General features: G+C 71.7%; 12 protein-coding genes and 1 riboswitch. Of the genes, 7 read left to right on the top strand and 5 right to left on the bottom strand.

Annotated elements, in window-relative coordinates; all coding sequences use genetic code 11:
* Nucleotides 1–90 precede the first annotated feature (90 nt).
* Nucleotides 91–861, top strand: a complete 771-nt coding sequence (locus ACFW6A_RS03770) for a helix-turn-helix domain-containing protein (protein WP_351842822.1) — start codon at nucleotides 91–93, stop codon at nucleotides 859–861.
* A gap of 138 nt (nucleotides 862–999) precedes the next feature.
* Nucleotides 1,000–1,440: an SsgA family sporulation/cell division regulator gene (locus ACFW6A_RS03765; RefSeq protein ID WP_030493805.1), complete on the top strand. Its 441-nt coding sequence runs from the start codon at nucleotides 1,000–1,002 to the stop codon at nucleotides 1,438–1,440.
* A gap of 223 nt (nucleotides 1,441–1,663) precedes the next feature.
* On the opposite strand, the gene ACFW6A_RS03760 is transcribed toward ACFW6A_RS03765, so the two are convergent.
* Nucleotides 1,664–3,076, bottom strand: a complete 1,413-nt coding sequence (locus ACFW6A_RS03760; RefSeq protein WP_386638493.1) for a YibE/F family protein — start codon at nucleotides 3,074–3,076, stop codon at nucleotides 1,664–1,666.
* Between the two features lie 71 nt (nucleotides 3,077–3,147).
* A riboswitch (TPP riboswitch) is annotated at nucleotides 3,148–3,298 on the top strand.
* On the opposite strand from ACFW6A_RS03760, the gene thiC reads away from it, so the two are divergent.
* The gene (gene thiC / locus ACFW6A_RS03755; protein ID WP_351842818.1) at nucleotides 3,293–5,080 is read left to right on the top strand and encodes a phosphomethylpyrimidine synthase ThiC; all 1,788 of its coding nucleotides are present in this window, start codon (nucleotides 3,293–3,295) and stop codon (nucleotides 5,078–5,080) included. It overlaps the preceding riboswitch by 6 nt.
* A 129-nt stretch (nucleotides 5,081–5,209) precedes the next feature.
* Here thiC and ACFW6A_RS03750 read toward each other — a convergent pair whose 3' ends face one another.
* From ACFW6A_RS03750 to ACFW6A_RS03740, 3 genes are all read right to left on the bottom strand, one after another.
* A complete protein-coding gene (locus ACFW6A_RS03750; protein ID WP_386638490.1) occupies nucleotides 5,210–5,842 on the bottom strand; it encodes a hypothetical protein in 633 nt (210 codons plus the stop codon).
* A gap of 161 nt (nucleotides 5,843–6,003) precedes the next feature.
* Nucleotides 6,004–7,410 (bottom strand): metallophosphoesterase, encoded by a 1,407-nt coding sequence (locus tag ACFW6A_RS03745; RefSeq protein ID WP_386638487.1) that lies wholly within the window; start codon nucleotides 7,408–7,410, stop codon nucleotides 6,004–6,006.
* Between the two features lie 466 nt (nucleotides 7,411–7,876).
* Entirely contained in the window at nucleotides 7,877–8,983 is a 1,107-nt protein-coding gene (locus ACFW6A_RS03740) for a LacI family DNA-binding transcriptional regulator (protein WP_351842814.1), read from the bottom strand.
* Between the two features lie 647 nt (nucleotides 8,984–9,630).
* Here ACFW6A_RS03740 and hisC point away from each other — a divergent pair.
* Entirely contained in the window at nucleotides 9,631–10,728 is a 1,098-nt protein-coding gene (hisC, locus tag ACFW6A_RS03735; RefSeq protein ID WP_351842812.1) for a histidinol-phosphate transaminase, read from the top strand.
* 18 nt (nucleotides 10,729–10,746) lie between these two features.
* Here hisC and ACFW6A_RS03730 read toward each other — a convergent pair whose 3' ends face one another.
* Nucleotides 10,747–11,121 (bottom strand): cyclophilin-like fold protein, encoded by a 375-nt coding sequence (locus ACFW6A_RS03730; protein ID WP_351842810.1) that lies wholly within the window; start codon nucleotides 11,119–11,121, stop codon nucleotides 10,747–10,749.
* Between the two features lie 202 nt (nucleotides 11,122–11,323).
* Here ACFW6A_RS03730 and ACFW6A_RS03725 point away from each other — a divergent pair, with 202 nt between their 5' ends.
* The 3 genes from ACFW6A_RS03725 (at nucleotide 11,324) to cydD (ending at nucleotide 17,619) form a co-directional block, all read left to right on the top strand.
* Nucleotides 11,324–12,841 (top strand): cytochrome ubiquinol oxidase subunit I, encoded by a 1,518-nt coding sequence (locus tag ACFW6A_RS03725; RefSeq protein ID WP_351842808.1) that lies wholly within the window; start codon nucleotides 11,324–11,326, stop codon nucleotides 12,839–12,841.
* A gap of 18 nt (nucleotides 12,842–12,859) precedes the next feature.
* The gene (gene cydB, locus ACFW6A_RS03720) at nucleotides 12,860–13,861 is read left to right on the top strand and encodes a cytochrome d ubiquinol oxidase subunit II (protein WP_386638484.1); all 1,002 of its coding nucleotides are present in this window, start codon (nucleotides 12,860–12,862) and stop codon (nucleotides 13,859–13,861) included.
* A 128-nt stretch (nucleotides 13,862–13,989) separates the two neighbouring features.
* Nucleotides 13,990–17,619, top strand: a complete 3,630-nt coding sequence (gene cydD, locus ACFW6A_RS03715) for a thiol reductant ABC exporter subunit CydD (RefSeq protein ID WP_386638481.1) — start codon at nucleotides 13,990–13,992, stop codon at nucleotides 17,617–17,619.
* The last annotated feature ends 11 nt before the right edge of the window (nucleotides 17,620–17,630 follow it).

Below are 17,630 nucleotides of genomic sequence, written 5' to 3'. Positions count from 1 at the left end.
TGTACCAGGTCCCAGGCCCGGCGGGTGCGCGGGGGCGGCCCCCGCGAGCGGGTGCAGTCATGCATTCGTTGTCACGCCTGGGGGTGACCTTTGGCCACGGCTACGCAGACAGCTGCGCCGACCCTGATCGGCTCGGTGCAGCGGGCGCTGAGACTTCTGGAGGCCGTGGCCTCCCACGAGGACGGCGCCCCCGCCAAGCAGCTCGCCCGGGAGACGGGCCTTCCGCTGCCCACGACGTACCACCTCCTCCGCACCCTGACGCACGAGGGCTATCTGCGCCGCGAGAAGGGTGCCTTCTATCTGGGGGAGGCAGCCGCCAGGTTGGCCGGCGGCGGGGCTGTGCAGAATCGTCGCATCAAGATCGAGGACTCCCTTGCCCACTGGCGGGACGAGATCGGTGTGCCGGTCTACTTCGCGCTCTACCGCGACGGCGAGATCGAGCTGGTCTCCGTGGCGGACACCCCCAACTCCCCCGCGGTGGAGGAGTGGGCGGACTTCCGGGAGACCGGTCACGCCCATGCGATCGGGCAGTGTCTGCTCAGCCAACTGGATCTGAAATCTCGTCAAGACCACCTTGACCGCCACCCGGTGGAAGCCATCACTCCGTACACGGTGCGTAACCGGCGGATGCTTTTGGATCGTTTGGGCGGTTTGGGGCGAATGGAGCCCCTGGTGGAGCGTCAGGAATATGCGCTCGGCACGGTCTGTGCGGCGATCCCCATTACAGCGGGTTCCACTGCCGCCACTCTGGCCATTTCCCTCCCCCTTCACCAGGAAGAACGGTTGCTCCCAGCAGTCGAGCGGCTACGCAAAGAGATCGGAAGTCTCTTCAGTTCGCTCGCCTTCTCTATCAGTATCTGAAAAATCACTCCTTGTGATCCGCTAGCGCGTACAGCACGATTGCGTCAAGAGGGCCACGGGGGATCATTCCTGGCCGTTTCGGTCACAGCTTTCAGCAGCTGTGTTTACACAACTGCTCCATCTACTGCGGGGTACATGATGCGAGAGTCGGTTCAGGCCGAGGTCCTGATGAGCTTCCTCGTCTCCGAGGAGCTCTCCTTCAAGATCCCGGTAGAACTGCGATACGAGACCCGGGATCCCTACGCGGTGCGGATGACCTTCCACCTCCCCGGAGACGCGCCCGTGACCTGGGCGTTCGGTCGAGAGCTGCTGCTCGACGGGATCAACCGCCCGAGCGGCGACGGCGACGTCCACATCGCCCCGACCGACCCCGAGGGCCTGTCGGACGTCTCCATCCGTCTCCAGGTGGGCGGCGACCGCGCCCTCTTCCGCGCCAGCGCCCCGCCGCTCGTCGCCTTCCTCGACCGCACGGACAAGCTCGTCCCGCTCGGTCAGGAGCAGACACTGGGCGACTTCGAGGACAGCCTGGAGGCCGCGCTCGGCCGGATCCTCGCCGAGGAGAGCGCCGGACCCGCCTGACCGCGCACGCTCCGTCCGGCTGACGCCGGCGCCCGCCCCGTACGCCCGACCCGAACCGCCCCGCTCGCGCACGGCCGTCGTCCGGCCCCGCCCGCGTACGGCTGCCGTCAGGCCCCGCTCGCGCACGGCCGCCGAACCGCCCCGCCCGCGTACGGCCGCGGAACGGCCCGCCCGGGTGTCGCCGCCGACAGGGACCGCGTCCCGTACGGCCGCCGCGCGCCCGTCACTTCGCGCGGCGCCGCCGCCCGCCGCGGCCCGCCGTCCGGACGCCGGTCTCCTCGGACGGGCGGTCGGCGGACACCACCAGTGCCGCGAGCGCCGTCGTGACCGGCACCGAGGCCACCAGGCCGATCGAGCCGACCAGGGTCCGGACGATCTCCTCCGCCACCAGCTCGCTGTTGGCCACCGTCCCCATGCTGCTCTGCGCGATGGTGAAGAGCAGGAGCAGCGGAAGCGCGGCACCGGCGTAGGCCAGGACCAGCGTGTTGACCACCGAGGCGATGTGGTCGCGGCCGATCCGGATGCCGGCCCGGTAGAGCGCGCGCGGCCCCATGCCCGGGTCGGCCTGGTGGAGTTCCCAGACCGCCGAGGTCTGGGTCACGGTGACGTCGTCGAGGACACCGAGCGAACCGATGATCACACCGGCCAGCAGCAGGCCGGACATGTCGATCTCCGGGTAGAGGCCGTGGATCAGCCCGGTGTAGTCGTCGGTGTTGCCGCTGAGCGAGGCCCAGCCGATGAAGAAGGAACCGAGCAGGCCGATCAGCAGCAGCGAGATCAGCGTGCCGAGGACGGCGACCGAGGTGCGCGCGGAGAGGCCGTGACACATGTAGAGCGCGAGCAGCATGATCGCGCTCGACCCGACCACGGCCACGACCAGCGGGTTCGAACCCTCCAGGATCGCGGGCAGGATGAAGAGCGTGAGCACCAGGAAGCTCGCCGCGAGCGCGATCAGCGCCATCACGCCCCGCAGCCGTCCGACGAGCACGACCGCGAGCGCGAAGATGCCGGCGAGGACCGCCATCGGCACCTTGCGGTTCACGTCCGTCACCGAGTACTGCAGGTCCTTCGGTGCGTCGGGGGCGTAGGCGACCACCACGCCCTGGCCCTCGTCCAGTTGGCGAGGCGCGTCCGGCTGGACGATCTCGGTGAACCGCCGCCCCTGGTCCGGGCCGCTGGTGACCTCGATCGTCGCCTTCTCGCACTGCCCCTGCTGGCCGTTGACCGCCTCGCGGCCCTGCGGGGTCGAGGTGTCGCCGGTGGGCGGCACCTGCGCGGCGTTCACGTCCTTGCAGTCCACCTGCTCGACCGCCACGACCTTGCCCTGCTCGGTCTGCCGGTCGAAGCCGACGCCGGTCCGCTCGTGCGCCGGCGTGCCGCCGGGCCAGAGCACCACGAGGCCGACGACCACGGCGGTGGCGAAGGGGATGAGGACGGCCGCGATGACTCTTCGCAGATGGCGGGAGACGGGTGCGGCGGGCCCGTGGCTGTGGCTGTGGCTGTGCCCGTGCCTGGAACCGTGCCCCGGGTCGTGGCCGTGACCAGCGCCGTGAGCAGCGCCGTTGCCGGAGCCGTGCCCGTGCCCGTGCCCGTGCTCGTGGCCGTGCGGATCGGGGGTCTGCTGCGAGGAAGTCACCGCCCGATCATCGCAAGAACGGCGGGGGCCCACTGTTCAGCACGCCAGGGAGGGCGCTAGCCTCGTGACACCTTTGCACACGCGGGAGCTCGGAGCACCGGGCTGAGAGGGCGCTGATCACCGTACGCGCGTACTGACTGACGTACGTACGGGAGGAGGCTGCGCCGACCGCCGAACCTGTTACCGGGTAATGCCGGCGTAGGGAGATTCGGTCTCATGACCATTCAGGACGCACGCACGCCTGCCTCCGACCAGAAGGACCCGAACGGCGCGCGCACGCCGGGCTGGCACAAGGGGTACGTCGAGGGCTCCCGCCCCGACCTCCGGGTGCCGGTCCGCCAGGTGCACCTCACCAACGGCAAGGACGTGACGCTGTACGACACGTCCGGTCCGTACACCGACCCCGCGGTCGACACCGACGTCCGCCGGGGCCTGCTCCCGCTCCGCGAGAACTGGATCATCGCGCGCGGCGACACCGAGGAGTACGCGGGCCGGCCGGTCCGCCCCGAGGACGACGGCATCAAGCACACCTCGCCGCGCGGCGGCGGGCTGAAGAACCTCGACGCGGTCTTCCCCGGCCGCCCGCGGCTGCCCCGTCGCGGCCGCGCCGGGCAGGCCGTGACCCAGCTCGCGTACGCCCGCCGCGGGGAGGTCACCCCGGAGATGGAGTACGTGGCGATCCGGGAGAACGTCTCCCCCGAGGTCGTCCGCGAGGAGATCGCGGCGGGTCGCGCGGTGCTGCCCGCCAACGTCAACCACCCCGAGATCGAGCCGATGATCATCGGCAAGCGGTTCCTGGTGAAGGTCAACGCCAACATCGGCAACTCCGCCGTCACCTCCTCCATCGAGGAGGAGGTGGAGAAGATGACCTGGGCGACCCGCTGGGGCGCCGACACGGTCATGGACCTGTCCACCGGCCGCAACATCCACACCACCCGCGAGTGGGTGCTGCGCAACTCCCCGGTGCCGATCGGCACCGTGCCGCTCTACCAGGCCCTGGAGAAGGTCGACGGCAAGGCCGAGGAGCTGACCTGGGAGATCTACAAGGACACGGTCATCGAGCAGGCCGAGCAGGGCGTGGACTACATGACCGTGCACGCCGGCGTGCTCCTGCCGTACGTGCCGCTCACCGCGCGCCGCAAGACCGGCATCGTCTCGCGCGGCGGCTCGATCATGGCGGCCTGGTGCCTCGCGCACCACAAGGAGAACTTCCTCTACACGCACTTCGAGGAGCTCTGCGAGATCCTCGCCGCGTACGACGTCACCTACTCGCTCGGCGACGGACTGCGGCCCGGCTCGATCGCCGACGCCAACGACGACGCCCAGTTCGCGGAGCTGCGCACGCTCGGCGAGCTGAACACGATCGCCAAGCGGCACAACGTGCAGACGATGATCGAGGGCCCGGGCCACGTCCCGATGCACAAGATCAAGGAGAACATCGACCTCCAGCAGGAGATCTGCGAGGAGGCGCCGTTCTACACCCTCGGCCCGTTGACCACGGACGTCGCGCCCGCGTACGACCACATCACCTCCGGCATCGGCGCGGCGATGATCGCCTGGTGGGGCACGGCGATGCTCTGCTACGTCACGCCCAAGGAGCACCTGGGTCTGCCGAACCGCGACGACGTGAAGACCGGCGTCATCACGTACAAGATCGCGGCGCACGCGGCGGACCTCGCCAAGGGCCACCCGGGCGCCCAGGAGTGGGACGACGCGCTCTCCGACGCGCGCTTCGAGTTCCGCTGGGAGGACCAGTTCAACCTGGCCCTCGACCCGGACACCGCCCGCGAGTTCCACGACGAGACGCTGCCGGCGGAGCCCGCGAAGACGGCTCACTTCTGCTCGATGTGCGGCCCGAAGTTCTGCTCGATGAAGATCTCCCAGGACATCCGCCGCGAGCACGGCGGTGACCTGAAGAAGGAGGAGATCGAGGCCGGCATGGCCGAGAAGTCGGCGGAGTTCGCGGCCTCCGGCAACCGGGTCTACCTGCCGCTGGCCGAGTAGCCGCCGGTCGTACGGGACGTGCCCCGGCCCGCGGTCCACGGGGGGATCGCGGGCCGGGGTGTCTCCGGGGCGTGCCCGGGACGTCTCCGGGGCCGTGCCCGGGGCGGGTCGGGGCCGGGTCGGGGTGGGTCAGACGGGCGGGGGCGGGGGGCCGGGGTCGGTGGTGGCGGTGAGAGCGGCCTGGAGGAAGGGGATGACACCGCGTTCCAGGAGGGCTTCACGCCAGTCGGCGCGGGCCCGGGTGAGTTCGTCGTCGGGGGCACCGGACTCGGCGGGGCTGTTGCGGAGGGCCGTCAGGAGGAGGCCGGCGCCGGCGCAGAGCAGTCCGGCGGCGGCGAGGGCGCCGAACATCAGGCCCGCGGTGAGCAGGGTGGCGCCGAGGGCGGCGTCCGGGGCGAACAGGTGGACCGCGGCGCCGACCAGGAGGAAGATCGCGGCCGCCGTGCCGGCGAGCACCGGGACGAGGACGGTGAGGACCGCGACGGCGCCCGGTGACTCGTCTGGGTCGGGGGTCCGGGGGCGGTTGGAGGCGGCGCGGTGCTCTTCGCGCACCTTGGTGAAGTGCTCGTACTCGCTCGCCGCCGCCGCGGTGATCAGCGCCGTCGCGTTCAGTGCCATCACGCGGAGCTGGGCGGCCGTCAGCCGCGTGCCCGCACCGGCGAGTTCCGGCCGTTCCGGTGCGGTGCGCAGTGCGTCGTCGAGGAGCCGCTCGTACTCGGCGCGGTCCTCGGTCAGCAGGTGCGGAGCCACGTTCATGTGCATCCCCCGATGCTCGATGGGCCGGGACCGGCCGTGGAGAACGGCGGTCCGGGCGGAAGCGGAGGAGAGCCTGCCTAGCTGGGGAGAACGATGGTAGGGCCGTGACCGTGCGCGCTGACAGGGGGTTTCCGGAATTCGCCTGCCCCGGATGCGCAGGGTGAGAGTCAGTCCGCCAGCGGGAGTTGGACCACCAGCAGCTTTCCGGCCATGGTGACCCCGCCGTCCATGGCGATGGCGAGCCCGTCGGCGTAGACGTGCGGACCGTCGACGGCCGGGCGGGAGTCCTCCTCGCCGTCCTCCGTGCCCACCTGGCCGAGGAGGTACGGGATCGGGCTGTGGCCGTGGACGATCCGGGAGCCTCCGTAGGTGCCGAGCAGCTCCTGGACGGCCTGGGGTCCGCCCTCGTCGCGGAAGGCGAAGCGCTTGGTGAACTTCCGGAAGAGGTCCCAGACCTCGTCGGCGTCGTTGCGCCGGATGATCTCGTGGACCGTCTCGTTGACGTCCTCGATGGTCTGGCCGTAGTCGAGGTACGCGGTGGTGTCCGAGTGCAGCAGCAGGTGGCCGTCCTCGTGGACGACGGCGTCGAGCCGGGACATCCACTGGAGGTGGACGTCCTGGAGGCGGTCCATGTCGTGCTTCTGCCCGCCGTTGAGCAGCCAGGCGGCCTGGAAGGTGGCGGTGCCGGCCCCGGAGTTGACCGGGGTGTCGCCGAAGCGCTTGGCGCCGATGAGGAGCAGCTCGTGGTTGCCCATGAGGGCCTTGCAGTAGCCGCCGGCGGCGGCGGCCTCGGCGGAGAGCCGCATGACGAGGTCGATGACGCCGATGCCGTCGGGGCCGCGGTCCGTGAAGTCGCCCAGGAACCACAGGCGGGCGTTGCCCGCGGCCCAGCCGCCGTTCTCGTCGACGAGGCCCTGGGCGCGCAGGGCGGCGACGAGTTCGTCGAGGTAGCCGTGGACGTCGCCGACGACGTAGAGCGGGCCGGGGCCGTCGCCGGTGGGGACGGGAGCGGGCGCGGCGGCCGCGGCGACGGGGACCTGGAGGGTGTCGCCGCGCTGGATGACCGGGAGGTCGCGCTCGGTCGGGGTGTAGCCGTCAGGGAAGTCACCGGGGTAGCCGTCGCCGGGGTGGGGCGCGGCGGCGTGTGCGGCGGGGGCGTGTGCGGCGGCGTGCCCGGTGGTGCCGTGGCCGGTGGGGGCGGGTGCGGCGGCGGGGTGGCCGGTGGGGTGCCCGGGGGTGGTGTGCCCAGTGGGGCCGTGGTCGGTGGCGCGCGTGGTGGCGTGCCCGGTGGCCAGGGGGGCTCCGGGAGCGGCCGGTTCGCGGTACGCGGCGGGTTCGGGGCGTGCCGGCGGCTCGGAGTACGCGGCGGGCTCGGGGCGCGCGGGCGGCTCCGGGAACGTGACCGGTTCGGGGTACGCGGCCGGGCGGGTGCCCAGGTGGAGTGTGGGATCGGCCGGTGCGGCGGGCGGCTCGGCCGGGTGGCCCTGCACGGGCACCCGGGCGTACGGGGGTACGCGGAAGTCACGCAATGTCGCCGTGCGCTCCACGGGATCCTGACCGGCCCCCTGAGTCATCGACCCCTCCACCACCGTCGCGATGCCCTGCACATCGCGGACCGGCCTGGTCGGGGGGTCCGCGGTGTCGTGCGCCCATCATAGGAATGAGGGTCCGCCTGTGTGACGCACCAGGGGTGGTGAATCCGGGTTCGCTCCGGGTTCACCGGTTGTTTCGCCCGAATTGAGAAGGTCCAGTCCAGGGTTGGGTCCGGTGGGGTGGCCGGTTTCGCCGTCTCCGCCCACGGGCAGGGGTGGGATGGCGCTCGTTCTTCCGGTCGTGGAGGGGCGCACGCGGGTCGTGCGCGGAATCGCGCGAGGGCGGTGCGAGAGGGCGCGCCCGGGTGGTGCGAGGGGGCGGGCCCGGGGTCGTACGAGAGGCCCGCGCCCGGGGTCGTACGAGGAGTCGGGCACGGGTCGTGCGGAGGGTTTCGGCGTGGGGCCGTCCCGGCCGCTCTTTCGGCGCGGCCGGGGTCCGGAGGGGGCGTCAGTCGTTCGCGGGCGAGCGCGGCGGGCTGACCGTCGTCCGCGGCGACCGGCGCTGCGAAGAGGTGCGGATGATGAGTTCGGTCGGTATCACCTGCTCGACCGGCCCGTCCCCCTCGACCCCTTCGATGGCGTCGATGAGGAGCTGGACGACGGCCGTGCCGATGCGGCGCGGTTTGAGCGAGAGCGTCGTGATGGGCGGTTCGGTCGTGGCGTACACGGTGGACTCGCTGCAGCACACGATCAGCAGGTCGTCGGGGACGCGCAGGCCGTAGCGCCGGGCGGCGGCGAGGAGGTCGGTGCCGTTGGGGTCGAAGAGGCCGTAGACGGCGTCGGGACGGTCGGGGCGGGCGAGCAGCCGGTCGGCCGCGACGGCGCCCGCGCACGGGTCGTGCGCCGGGTAGGCCTCGTAGACGGGGTCCTGTCCGACCCGCTCGCACCAGTTGAGGTACGCGGTGGTGGAGAGGCGGGTGTAGGTGTCGGTGGTGGTGCCGGTGAGGAGGCCGATGCGGCGGGCGCCGGCGTCGGCGAGGTGGTCGAGGAGGTCGAGGACGGCGGCCTCGTGGTCGTTGTCCACCCAGGCGGTCACCGGGAGCGTGCCGGCGGGGCGTCCGTCGGAGACGACGGGGAGGCCCTGCCGGACCAGCTCGGTGACGACCGGGTCGTGGTCGGAGGGGTCGATGACGACGGTGCCGTCGAGGGCGACGTTCGACCAGACGTCATGGCGTGATGTCGCGGGGAGGATGACGAGGGCGTAGCCGCGGGCTAGCGCGGCCGAGGTGGCGGCCCTGGCCATCTCCGCGAAGTAGGCGAACTCCGTGAAGGTGAAAGGTTCATCCCCGTACGTGGTCACGGTCAGGCCGATCAACCCCGACTTGCCGGTGCGGAGCGTGCGGGCCGCCGCGGAGGGGCGGTAGCCCAGCCGGTCGGCGACCTCGCGGACGTGTCGGCGGGTGGCGTCCGGGAGTCGGCCCTTGCCGTTGAGCGCGTCGGAGACAGTCGTGATGGAGACCCCGGCGGCGGCGGCCACGTCCCGGATGCCTGCCCGGCCCTGCCGGCTTCCCCGGGTCTGTGCCCGGCTCACCTGGTGCTTCCCTGCTGCTGTCATGGCGAGCCGATAGTAGGGCGATGAGGGGTGGGTGAGACGGCCGCATATGCAGACGTTGACAGGCACGTTTCTGCATGGTCGATGGGGGTGAATTAAGAGGTAATCCAAGGCAGTTGAGGGATTATCCATGCGAGTCGATGTCGTCGGGCGGGATGGGCCTGGCGTGGGGGCGAGGTCTCGAAGAGGTCTCAACTCACCTCTACGGGGGACGCGCGCCACGGCGCTCGCCACCGGCGCACGCCACCCACTCACGCGCCCCCTCCTGGGGGCGACCGGGCGAGGAGGGGGGCTGCTCCCGCCGGAAAGGACCTCGGGCAGGCCGGTGAGGAGGCCGCCGGGGAGGCCGCGAGGGAGGTCGCCGGAGAGACCGCCGGAGAGACCGCCGGAGAGACCGTCGGAGGGGGCCTTGGGGAGGCCGCGGGCGCGGGGTGCGAGGAAGCTCGTTCGGAAGCCCGTCCGCAAGGTCGTCGGAAGGCGGTCCGGAGGCGGTCCGGAGGCCGTGGGCGACGGCCTTCGAGGAGCCCCCTCGGGGAGGTTTTCCACAGCGTCGGCGTTGCAGGGCTGTTGTCCACAGCCCATTCGCAGCGGACGGGAATCCTCATAAAGTGAGAAGCATTGGCGGTACGGACGGTCGAGGAGGCCACACTGTGAGCGAGACGAGCGGGACGAGCGCGTCCACCCCGAAGCTGCGCGCCGCGCTGGACGGGGTCCCCACGTACAAGCCGGGCAAGCCGGCCGCGGCGGGCGGCCCGGTCGCCTTCAAGCTGTCCTCCAACGAGAACCCCTACCCGCCGCTGCCGGGCGTGATGGAGAGCGCGCTGGCCGCCGCCGCGAACTTCAACCGGTACCCGGACATGGCCTGCACCGAGCTGGCGGAGGAGCTGGCCGACCGCTTCGGCGTCCCCGTGTCCCACATCGCCACCGGCACCGGCTCGGTCGGCGTCGCCCAGTCGCTGCTCCAGGCGACCTCGGGCCCGGGCGACGAGGTGATCTACGCCTGGCGCTCCTTCGAGGCGTACCCGATCATCACCCAGATCAGCGGGGCCACCTCGGTGCAGGTGCCGCTGAACGCCGACGAGGAGCACGACCTCGACGCGATGGCGGCGGCGATCACCGACCGGACCCGCCTGATCTTCGTCTGCAACCCCAACAACCCGACGGGCACCGCGGTGCGCCGGGCCGAGCTGGAGCGCTTCCTGGACCGGGTGCCCTCCGACGTCCTGGTGGTGATCGACGAGGCGTACAAGGAGTTCGTGCGCGACACCGACATCCCGGACGGCGTCGAGCTCTACCGCGACCGGCCGAACGTGGCGGTGCTGCGCACCTTCTCCAAGGCGTACGGCCTGGCGGGGCTGCGGGTCGGCTTCGCGATCGCCCACGAGCCGGTGGCCGCCGCGCTGCGCAAGACGGCGGTGCCGTTCGGCGTGAGCCAGGTGGCGCAGGACGCGGCGGTGGCCTCGCTGCGCGCCGAGGACGAGCTCCTCGGCCGGGTCGGCTCGCTGGTGGCGGAGCGCGAGCGGGTCCACGCGGGGCTCGTGGCCCAGGGCTGGACGGTTCCGGACGCGCAGGCGAACTTCGTCTGGCTGCGGCTCGGTGAGCGGACCGTGGAGTTCGCGGCGGAGTGCGAGCGGCACGGCGTGGTGGTGCGTCCGTTCGCGGGGGAGGGCGTGCGCGTCACGATCGGCGAGACCGAGGCGAACGACCTGTTCCTGAAGGTGGCGGAGGGCTTCCGCCAGGGAGCCTGACGGCTCGGGACGCCCTTCTCAGACCCGTTCCACGCGGATCGGGTCGCCGTCGCGGACGGTGGCCAGGATCCGCGGGTCGTCGTCGAGCGAGCCCAGCAGATTGCACGGGCTCGCCAGCCGGCACTCCTCGCCCCGCGAGATCGGGGTGGGCCCGTAGGGGAGGGCGAGGGCGTCGCCGTCGGTCCAGAAGGCCACGGTGCCGGGGTCGACCACCTGGCGCGCCCCGTCCTCGCGCGGGACGGAGACCGGAGTGTCGAAGTAGACCTCCTCGCCCCAGGTGCGGGCGGTGGAGACGATCGGAAGAGCCCCCAGGAGCGCGCTGCTCGTGGGGGTTTCGTCGAGGGTGGCCGTGGTGTGTCCGGCCGGCCAGGCAATGCGTATCCGAAGGGTCATGGCCCGGATTCAACAATATGTTGAAGGTCTTGGGAAGGTGTGACCTTCGGTACAGCCCCCCGCTCTGCAGTACGGATTTCGTATGAGTCATAATGCTTGTGAATGTGAACGCGTTCACAAGCGTGTCCCGTTCGTCCCGGAAGCGGGGGGATATAAGGGGCAAACTGCCGATGTGACCACGGCGATGTAAGGAGAAGACGACGTGGACCTCGCTCTGGCGCCGGAGACCTTGGCGCGCTGGCAGTTCGGCATCACCACCGTCTACCACTTTCTCTTCGTCCCGCTGACGATCTCCCTCGCCGCACTCACCGCCGGTCTCCAGACCGCCTGGGTCCGGACCGAGAAGGAGAAGTACCTCAGGGCGACGAAGTTCTGGGGGAAGCTCTTCCTCATCAACATCGCGATGGGTGTCGTCACCGGCATCGTGCAGGAGTTCCAGTTCGGCATGAACTGGTCGGACTACTCCCGCTTCGTCGGCGACATCTTCGGCGCCCCGCTCGCCTTCGAGGCGCTCATCGCCTTCTTCTTCGAGTCCACCTTCATCGGGCTGTGGATCTTCGGCTGGGACAAGCTCCCGAAGAGGATCCACCTTGCCTGCATCTGGATGGTGTCGATCGGCACCATCCTCTCCGCCTACTTCATCCTGGCCGCCAACTCCTGGATGCAGCACCCGGTGGGCTACCGCATCAACGAGGACCGCGGCCAGGGCGCCCGGGCCGAGCTCACCGACTTCTGGGCGGTGCTCACCCAGAACACCGCGCTCACCCAGTTCTTCCACACCATGACGGCCGCCTTCCTCGTCGGCGGCGCCTTCATGGTCGGCATCTCCGCCTTCCACCTGGCCCGCAAGCGGCACGTCCCGGTGATGCGGACCTCGCTGCGGCTCGGCCTGATCACCCTGATCATCGCCGGCCTCGGCACCGCCATCAGCGGTGACATGCTCGGCAAGGTCATGTTCAAGCAGCAGCCGATGAAGATGGCCGCCGCCGAGGCGCTGTGGGACGGCGAGGCGCCCGCACCCTTCTCGATCTTCGCCTACGGCGACGTCGAGAAGGGCCACAACAAGGTCGCCATCGAGGTCCCCGGGATACTGTCCTACCTCGCCAACGGCGACTTCGACTCGTACGTCCCCGGCATCAACGACGTCAACAAGGCCGAGCAGGAGAAGTACGGGCCCGGCGACTACCGGCCCAACATCCCGGTCGCCTACTGGGGCTTCCGCTGGATGATCGGCTTCGGCATGGCCTCGCTCACCCTCGGTGTGATCGGGCTCTGGCTGACCCGCAAGAAGTTCATGCTCGCCCCCGGACTGAGGACCGGTGAGGACGAAGTGCCGAACCTCGTCCTCTTCAAGAACAAGGCGCTCAGCCCGAAGATCGGCAAGTGGTACTGGATCGTGGCCCTCTGGACCATGCTCTTCCCGCTGATCGCCAACTCCTGGGGCTGGATCTTCACCGAGATGGGCCGGCAGCCCTGGGTGGTCTACGGAGTGATGAAGACCAGCGCCGCCGTCTCCCCCGGGGTATCCCAGGGCGAGGTGCTCACCTCGATGATCGTCTTCACCACCCTCTACGCGATCCTCGCCGTCATCGAGGTCAAGCTCCTCGTGAAGTACGTGAAGGCCGGCCCGCCCGAGCTCACCGAGAACGACCTCAACCCGCCCACCAAGATCGGCGGGGACACCCGCGACCCCGACCGGCCCATGGCCTTCTCGTACTGAGGCTCAGGAGATCGAGGCATGGAACTCCACGACGTCTGGTTCGTACTCATCGCCGTCCTCTGGACCGGCTACTTCTTCCTGGAGGGCTTCGACTTCGGGGTCGGCATCCTCACCAAGCTGCTCGCCCGGAACCGGCCCGAGAAGCGGGTCCTGATCAACACCATCGGACCCGTCTGGGACGGCAACGAGGTGTGGCTGCTGACCGCCGGCGGCGCGACCTTCGCGGCCTTCCCCGAGTGGTACGCGACCCTCTTCTCCGGCTTCTACCTGCCGCTGCTGATCATCCTGGTCTGCCTCATCGTCCGCGGTGTCGCCTTCGAGTACCGCGCCAAGCGGCCCGAGGAGAACTGGCAGCGCAACTGGGAACAGGCCATCTTCTGGACCTCGCTGATCCCCGCGATCCTGTGGGGCGTGGCCTTCGGCAACATCGTCGGAGGCGTGAAGATCGACGGCGACATGGAGTACGTCGGCACCTTCTGGGACCTGCTCAATCCGTACGCGCTCCTCGGCGGGCTGGTCACGCTCACCCTCTTCACCTTCCACGGCACGGTCTTCGTCGCCCTGAAGACGGTCGGCGACATCCGGGTCCGCGCCCGCGCGCTGGCGGTGCGGCTGGGGCTGCTCACGGCGGTCCTCGCGGTCGCCTTCCTGCTCTGGACCCAGGTGGACTCGGGTGACGGCTGGAGCCTCGCGGCGATGCTGATCGCGGCGGTCGCGCTGGTCGGTGCGATCGGCGCGATCAAGGCGGGACGCGAGGGCTGGTCGTTCGCGCTCTCGGGGGTGGCGATCGCCGCCGCGGTCGCCATGCTGTTCCTGGCGCTCTTCCCGAACGTCATGCCGTCCTCGCTCGACCCCGCGTGGAGCCTGACGGTGACCAACGCGTCGTCGAGTCCGTACACGCTCAAGATCATGACGTGGTGCGCGGCCGTCGCCACGCCGCTGGTCCTGCTCTACCAGGGGTGGACCTACTGGGTGTTCCGCAAGCGGATCGGCACCCAGCACATCGCCGACGCCCACTAGGGCACACGCCGGCGCCTGCCAGGGCCGCTGTCGCCCGGGCCCTCGCGGACCCGGGCGGCTTTCCTCCAGGGGGCATGTTTCACGTGAAACCGCTGCCCCGGGCGCTCATCCAGAGGGGCATGTTTCACGTGAAACCGATCGACCCGCGTCTGCTCCGGTACGCCCGGGCGACCCGTTTCTTCCTCGTCGCGGTCGTCGTACTCGGCCTGGCCGGGGCGGCGCTGGTCATCGCCCAGGCGATGCTCATCGCCGAGATCGTAGTGGGGGCCTTCCAGAAGGGCCTCTCGGTTTCCGACCTGACCACTCCCCTGCTGCTGCTCGCCGGTGTCGCGGCCGCACGGGGCCTCGTCTCCTGGCTGACCGAACTCGCCGCCCACCGGGCGAGCGCGGCGGTCAAGTCCGAACTCCGCGGCCGGCTCCTCGACCGCGCCACCGCCCTCGGGCCCGGCTGGCTCGGCGGGCAGCGCACCGGCTCGCTCATCGCGCTCGCCACCCGGGGCGTCGACGCGCTCGACGACTACTTCGCCCGCTACCTCCCCCAGCTGGGCCTCGCCGTCGTCGTCCCCCTGGCGGTCCTCGCGCGGATCGTCACCGAGGACTGGGTCTCGGCCGCGATCATCGTCGGCACCCTGCCGCTCATCCCGCTCTTCATGATCCTGATCGGCTGGTACACCCAGGCCCGGATGGACCGGCAGTGGAAACTGCTCTCCCGGCTCTCCGGCCACTTCCTCGACGTCGTCGCCGGACTCCCCACCCTCAAGGTCTTCGGCCGGGCCAAGGCCCAGGCCGCCTCGATCCGCGCCGTCACCGCCGACTACCGGCGGGCGACCATGCGCACGCTGCGGATCGCCTTCCTGTCGTCCTTCGCCCTCGAACTGCTCTCCACGCTGTCGGTCGCGCTCGTCGCGGTCACCATCGGCATGCGGCTGGTGCACGGCACCCTCGACCTCTACACCGGACTCGTCATCCTGGTCCTCGCCCCCGAGGCCTATCTGCCGCTGCGCCAGGTCGGCGCGCAGTTCCACGCGGCGGCGGAGGGGCTGGCGGCGGCCGAGGAGATCTTTGAGGTCCTGGAGACCCCGGTGCGCGGCGGCGGTACGCGGGCGGTGCCGGCCGACGCGCGACTGGAGCTGGACCGGGTGACGGTCCGCCACCCGGGGCGCGCCGCGCCCTCGCTGGACTCGGCGAGTCTCACCGTGGAGCCGGGGGAGACCGTGGCCCTGGTCGGGCCGAGCGGGGCGGGGAAGTCGACCCTGCTCGACGTCGTCCTCGGCTTCACGGAGCCGGAGGAGGGCGGAGCCGTACGGGTCGGGGGCGTGGACCTGGCGGAGCTGGACCGGGCGGCCTGGCGGGAGCGGATCGCGTGGGTGCCGCAGCGGCCCTATCTCTTCGCCGGAACGATCGCAGAGAACGTGCGGCTCGCCCGGCCGGAGGCCGGTGACGAGGAGGTGCGGGCGGCGCTTCGGGACGCCGGCGCGGACTCCTTCGTGGACCGGCTGCCCGAGGGCGCCGCGACCGTGCTCGGTGAGGACGGGGAGGGGCTGTCGGCCGGTCAGCGGCAGCGGCTCGCGCTCGCCCGGGCCTTCCTCGCGGACCGGCCGCTGCTGCTGCTCGACGAGCCGACGGCGGCGCTGGACGGGGAGACGGAGGCGGGGATCGTCGACGCGGTGCGGCGGCTCGCCCGCGGCCGGACGGTGCTGCTGGTGGTGCACAGGCCGGCGCTGCTGGCCGTCGCGGACCGGGTGGTGACGATCGGGGCGGCGGCCGTGCCGGGGGACGCATCGGAGGTCGTACCGAAGGACGTGCAAGCGGCCGTACCGGCGGCCGTGCGGGCGGTCGTACCGGAGGGGGTGACGGCGGCGGGCGCGTCTGAGGAGCGGGCCGCCGGGGGGAGGGAGGCCGATGGCGGCCCCGGCGGCGGGGCGCGTCCTTCCGTGTCGGGGCCCGAGGGGCGGGCGGTGGAGGGACGCGGCGTACTCGCCCGGGTTCGGGCGACGGCCGGGGAACTCAAGGGGCGGATGGCGCTCGCGCTGCTGCTCGGGAGCCTGGCGCTCGGGTCGGCCGTGGGGCTCATGGCCGTCTCCGGATGGCTCATCTCGCGGGCCTCGGAGCAGCCCCCCGTGCTGCACCTGATGGTCGCCGTGACCGCCACCCGGGCCTTCGGCATCGGGCGGGCCGTCTTCCGGTACGCCGAGCGGCTGGTCTCGCACGACGCCGTGCTGCGGACGCTCGCCGAACTGCGGGTCTCCGTCTACGCCCGGCTGGAGCGGATCGCCCCCGCCGGACTGCGCCGCGCCCGGCGCGGCGACCTGCTCGCCCGGCTCGTCCACGACGTCGACGCCCTCCAGGACTACTGGCTGCGCTGGCTGCTCCCGGCCGGCGCCGCGCTCCTCGTCGGGTTCGGATCGGTCGGCTTCACCGCCTGGCTGCTGCCCGAGGCGGGCGCCGTGCTCGCGGTGGGCCTCCTCGTGGCGGGCGTGCTCGTGCCGCCGCTGGGCGCCGCGCTCGCCCGGCGGGCCGAGCGGCGGCTTGCCCCGGCGCGCGGTGCGCTCGCGACCGCCGTGGCCGATTCGCTGCGCGGCTGCGCCGAACTGACCGTGGCGGGGGCGCTGCGGGGCCGGCTCGACCGGGCGCGGGCCGTCGACCGCACCCTCACCGGCATCGCCTCCCGGCAGTCCGCCGCGGCCGCGCTGGGCGCCGGGCTGTCGGCGGTGGTGTGCGGACTGACCGTGGTGGCCGCGGCCTGGGTCGGCGTGCAGGCCGTCCGGGACGGGCGGCTCGACGGGGTCGCCCTCGCGGTCGTCGTCCTCACCCCGCTCGCGGCCTTCGAGGCCGTGACCGGGCTGCCGTCGGCCGTCCAGTACCGGCAGCGGGTCAAGCACAGCGCCGAGCGGGTCTTCGAGGTGCTGGACGCGCCCGTGCCCGTCCACGAGCCGGCCGTGCCCGCCGCTCCCCCGGCCGGGCCCTTCCCGCTGGAGCTGGCGGGGATCGGGGCCCGGTACGCCGGGCAGGAGCGGCCCGCGCTCGACGGTTTCGGGCTCACCCTGGACGCCGGGCGGCGGGTCGCCGTCGTCGGCGCCTCCGGCTCCGGCAAGACCACGCTCGCCCAGGTGCTGCTGCGCTTCCTGGACGCGGAAGCCGGTACGTACCGGATCGGCGGGGTGCCCGCGTCGGAACTCGACGGCGACGACGTGCGCCGCTTCGTCGGGCTCTGCGCGCAGGACGCGCACCTCTTCGACAGCTCCCTGCGGGAGAACCTGCGGCTGGCCCGCACCGACGCCGGCGACGAGCAGCTGCGCGAGGCGCTGCGCCGGGCCCGGCTCCTCGACTGGGTGGACGGCCTGCCCGACGGGCTCGACACCCTGGTGGGCGAGCACGGCTCGAAGCTCTCCGGCGGCCAGCGGCAGCGGCTCGCGCTGGCCCGGGCGCTCCTCGCCGACTTCCCGGTCCTCGTCCTCGACGAGCCGGCCGAGCACCTGGACCTGGCCACCGCCGACGCGCTCACCGACGACCTGCTGCGCGCCACCGAGGGGCGTACCACCGTCCTCATCACCCACCGGCTGCGCGGGCTCGACGCGGTCGACGAGGTGGTGGTCCTGGACGGCGGACGGACCGTGCAGCGCGGACCGTACGCCGAGCTCGCCGCCGAGGACGGCCCGTTGCGGCGGATGCTGGAGCAGGAGCGGGCCACCGATCTCCTCCTCGGCGGAGTCACGGCGGGCGCCGTCGCCGTCCGTCCGACTTTTCTCTCCAAATAGGACTAACTAGG

This window comes from Streptomyces sp. NPDC058758, assembly GCF_042746075.1.
GTDB lineage: Bacteria > Actinomycetota > Actinomycetes > Streptomycetales > Streptomycetaceae > Streptomyces.
This window is presented reverse-complemented; position numbering and strand designations above follow the sequence as displayed.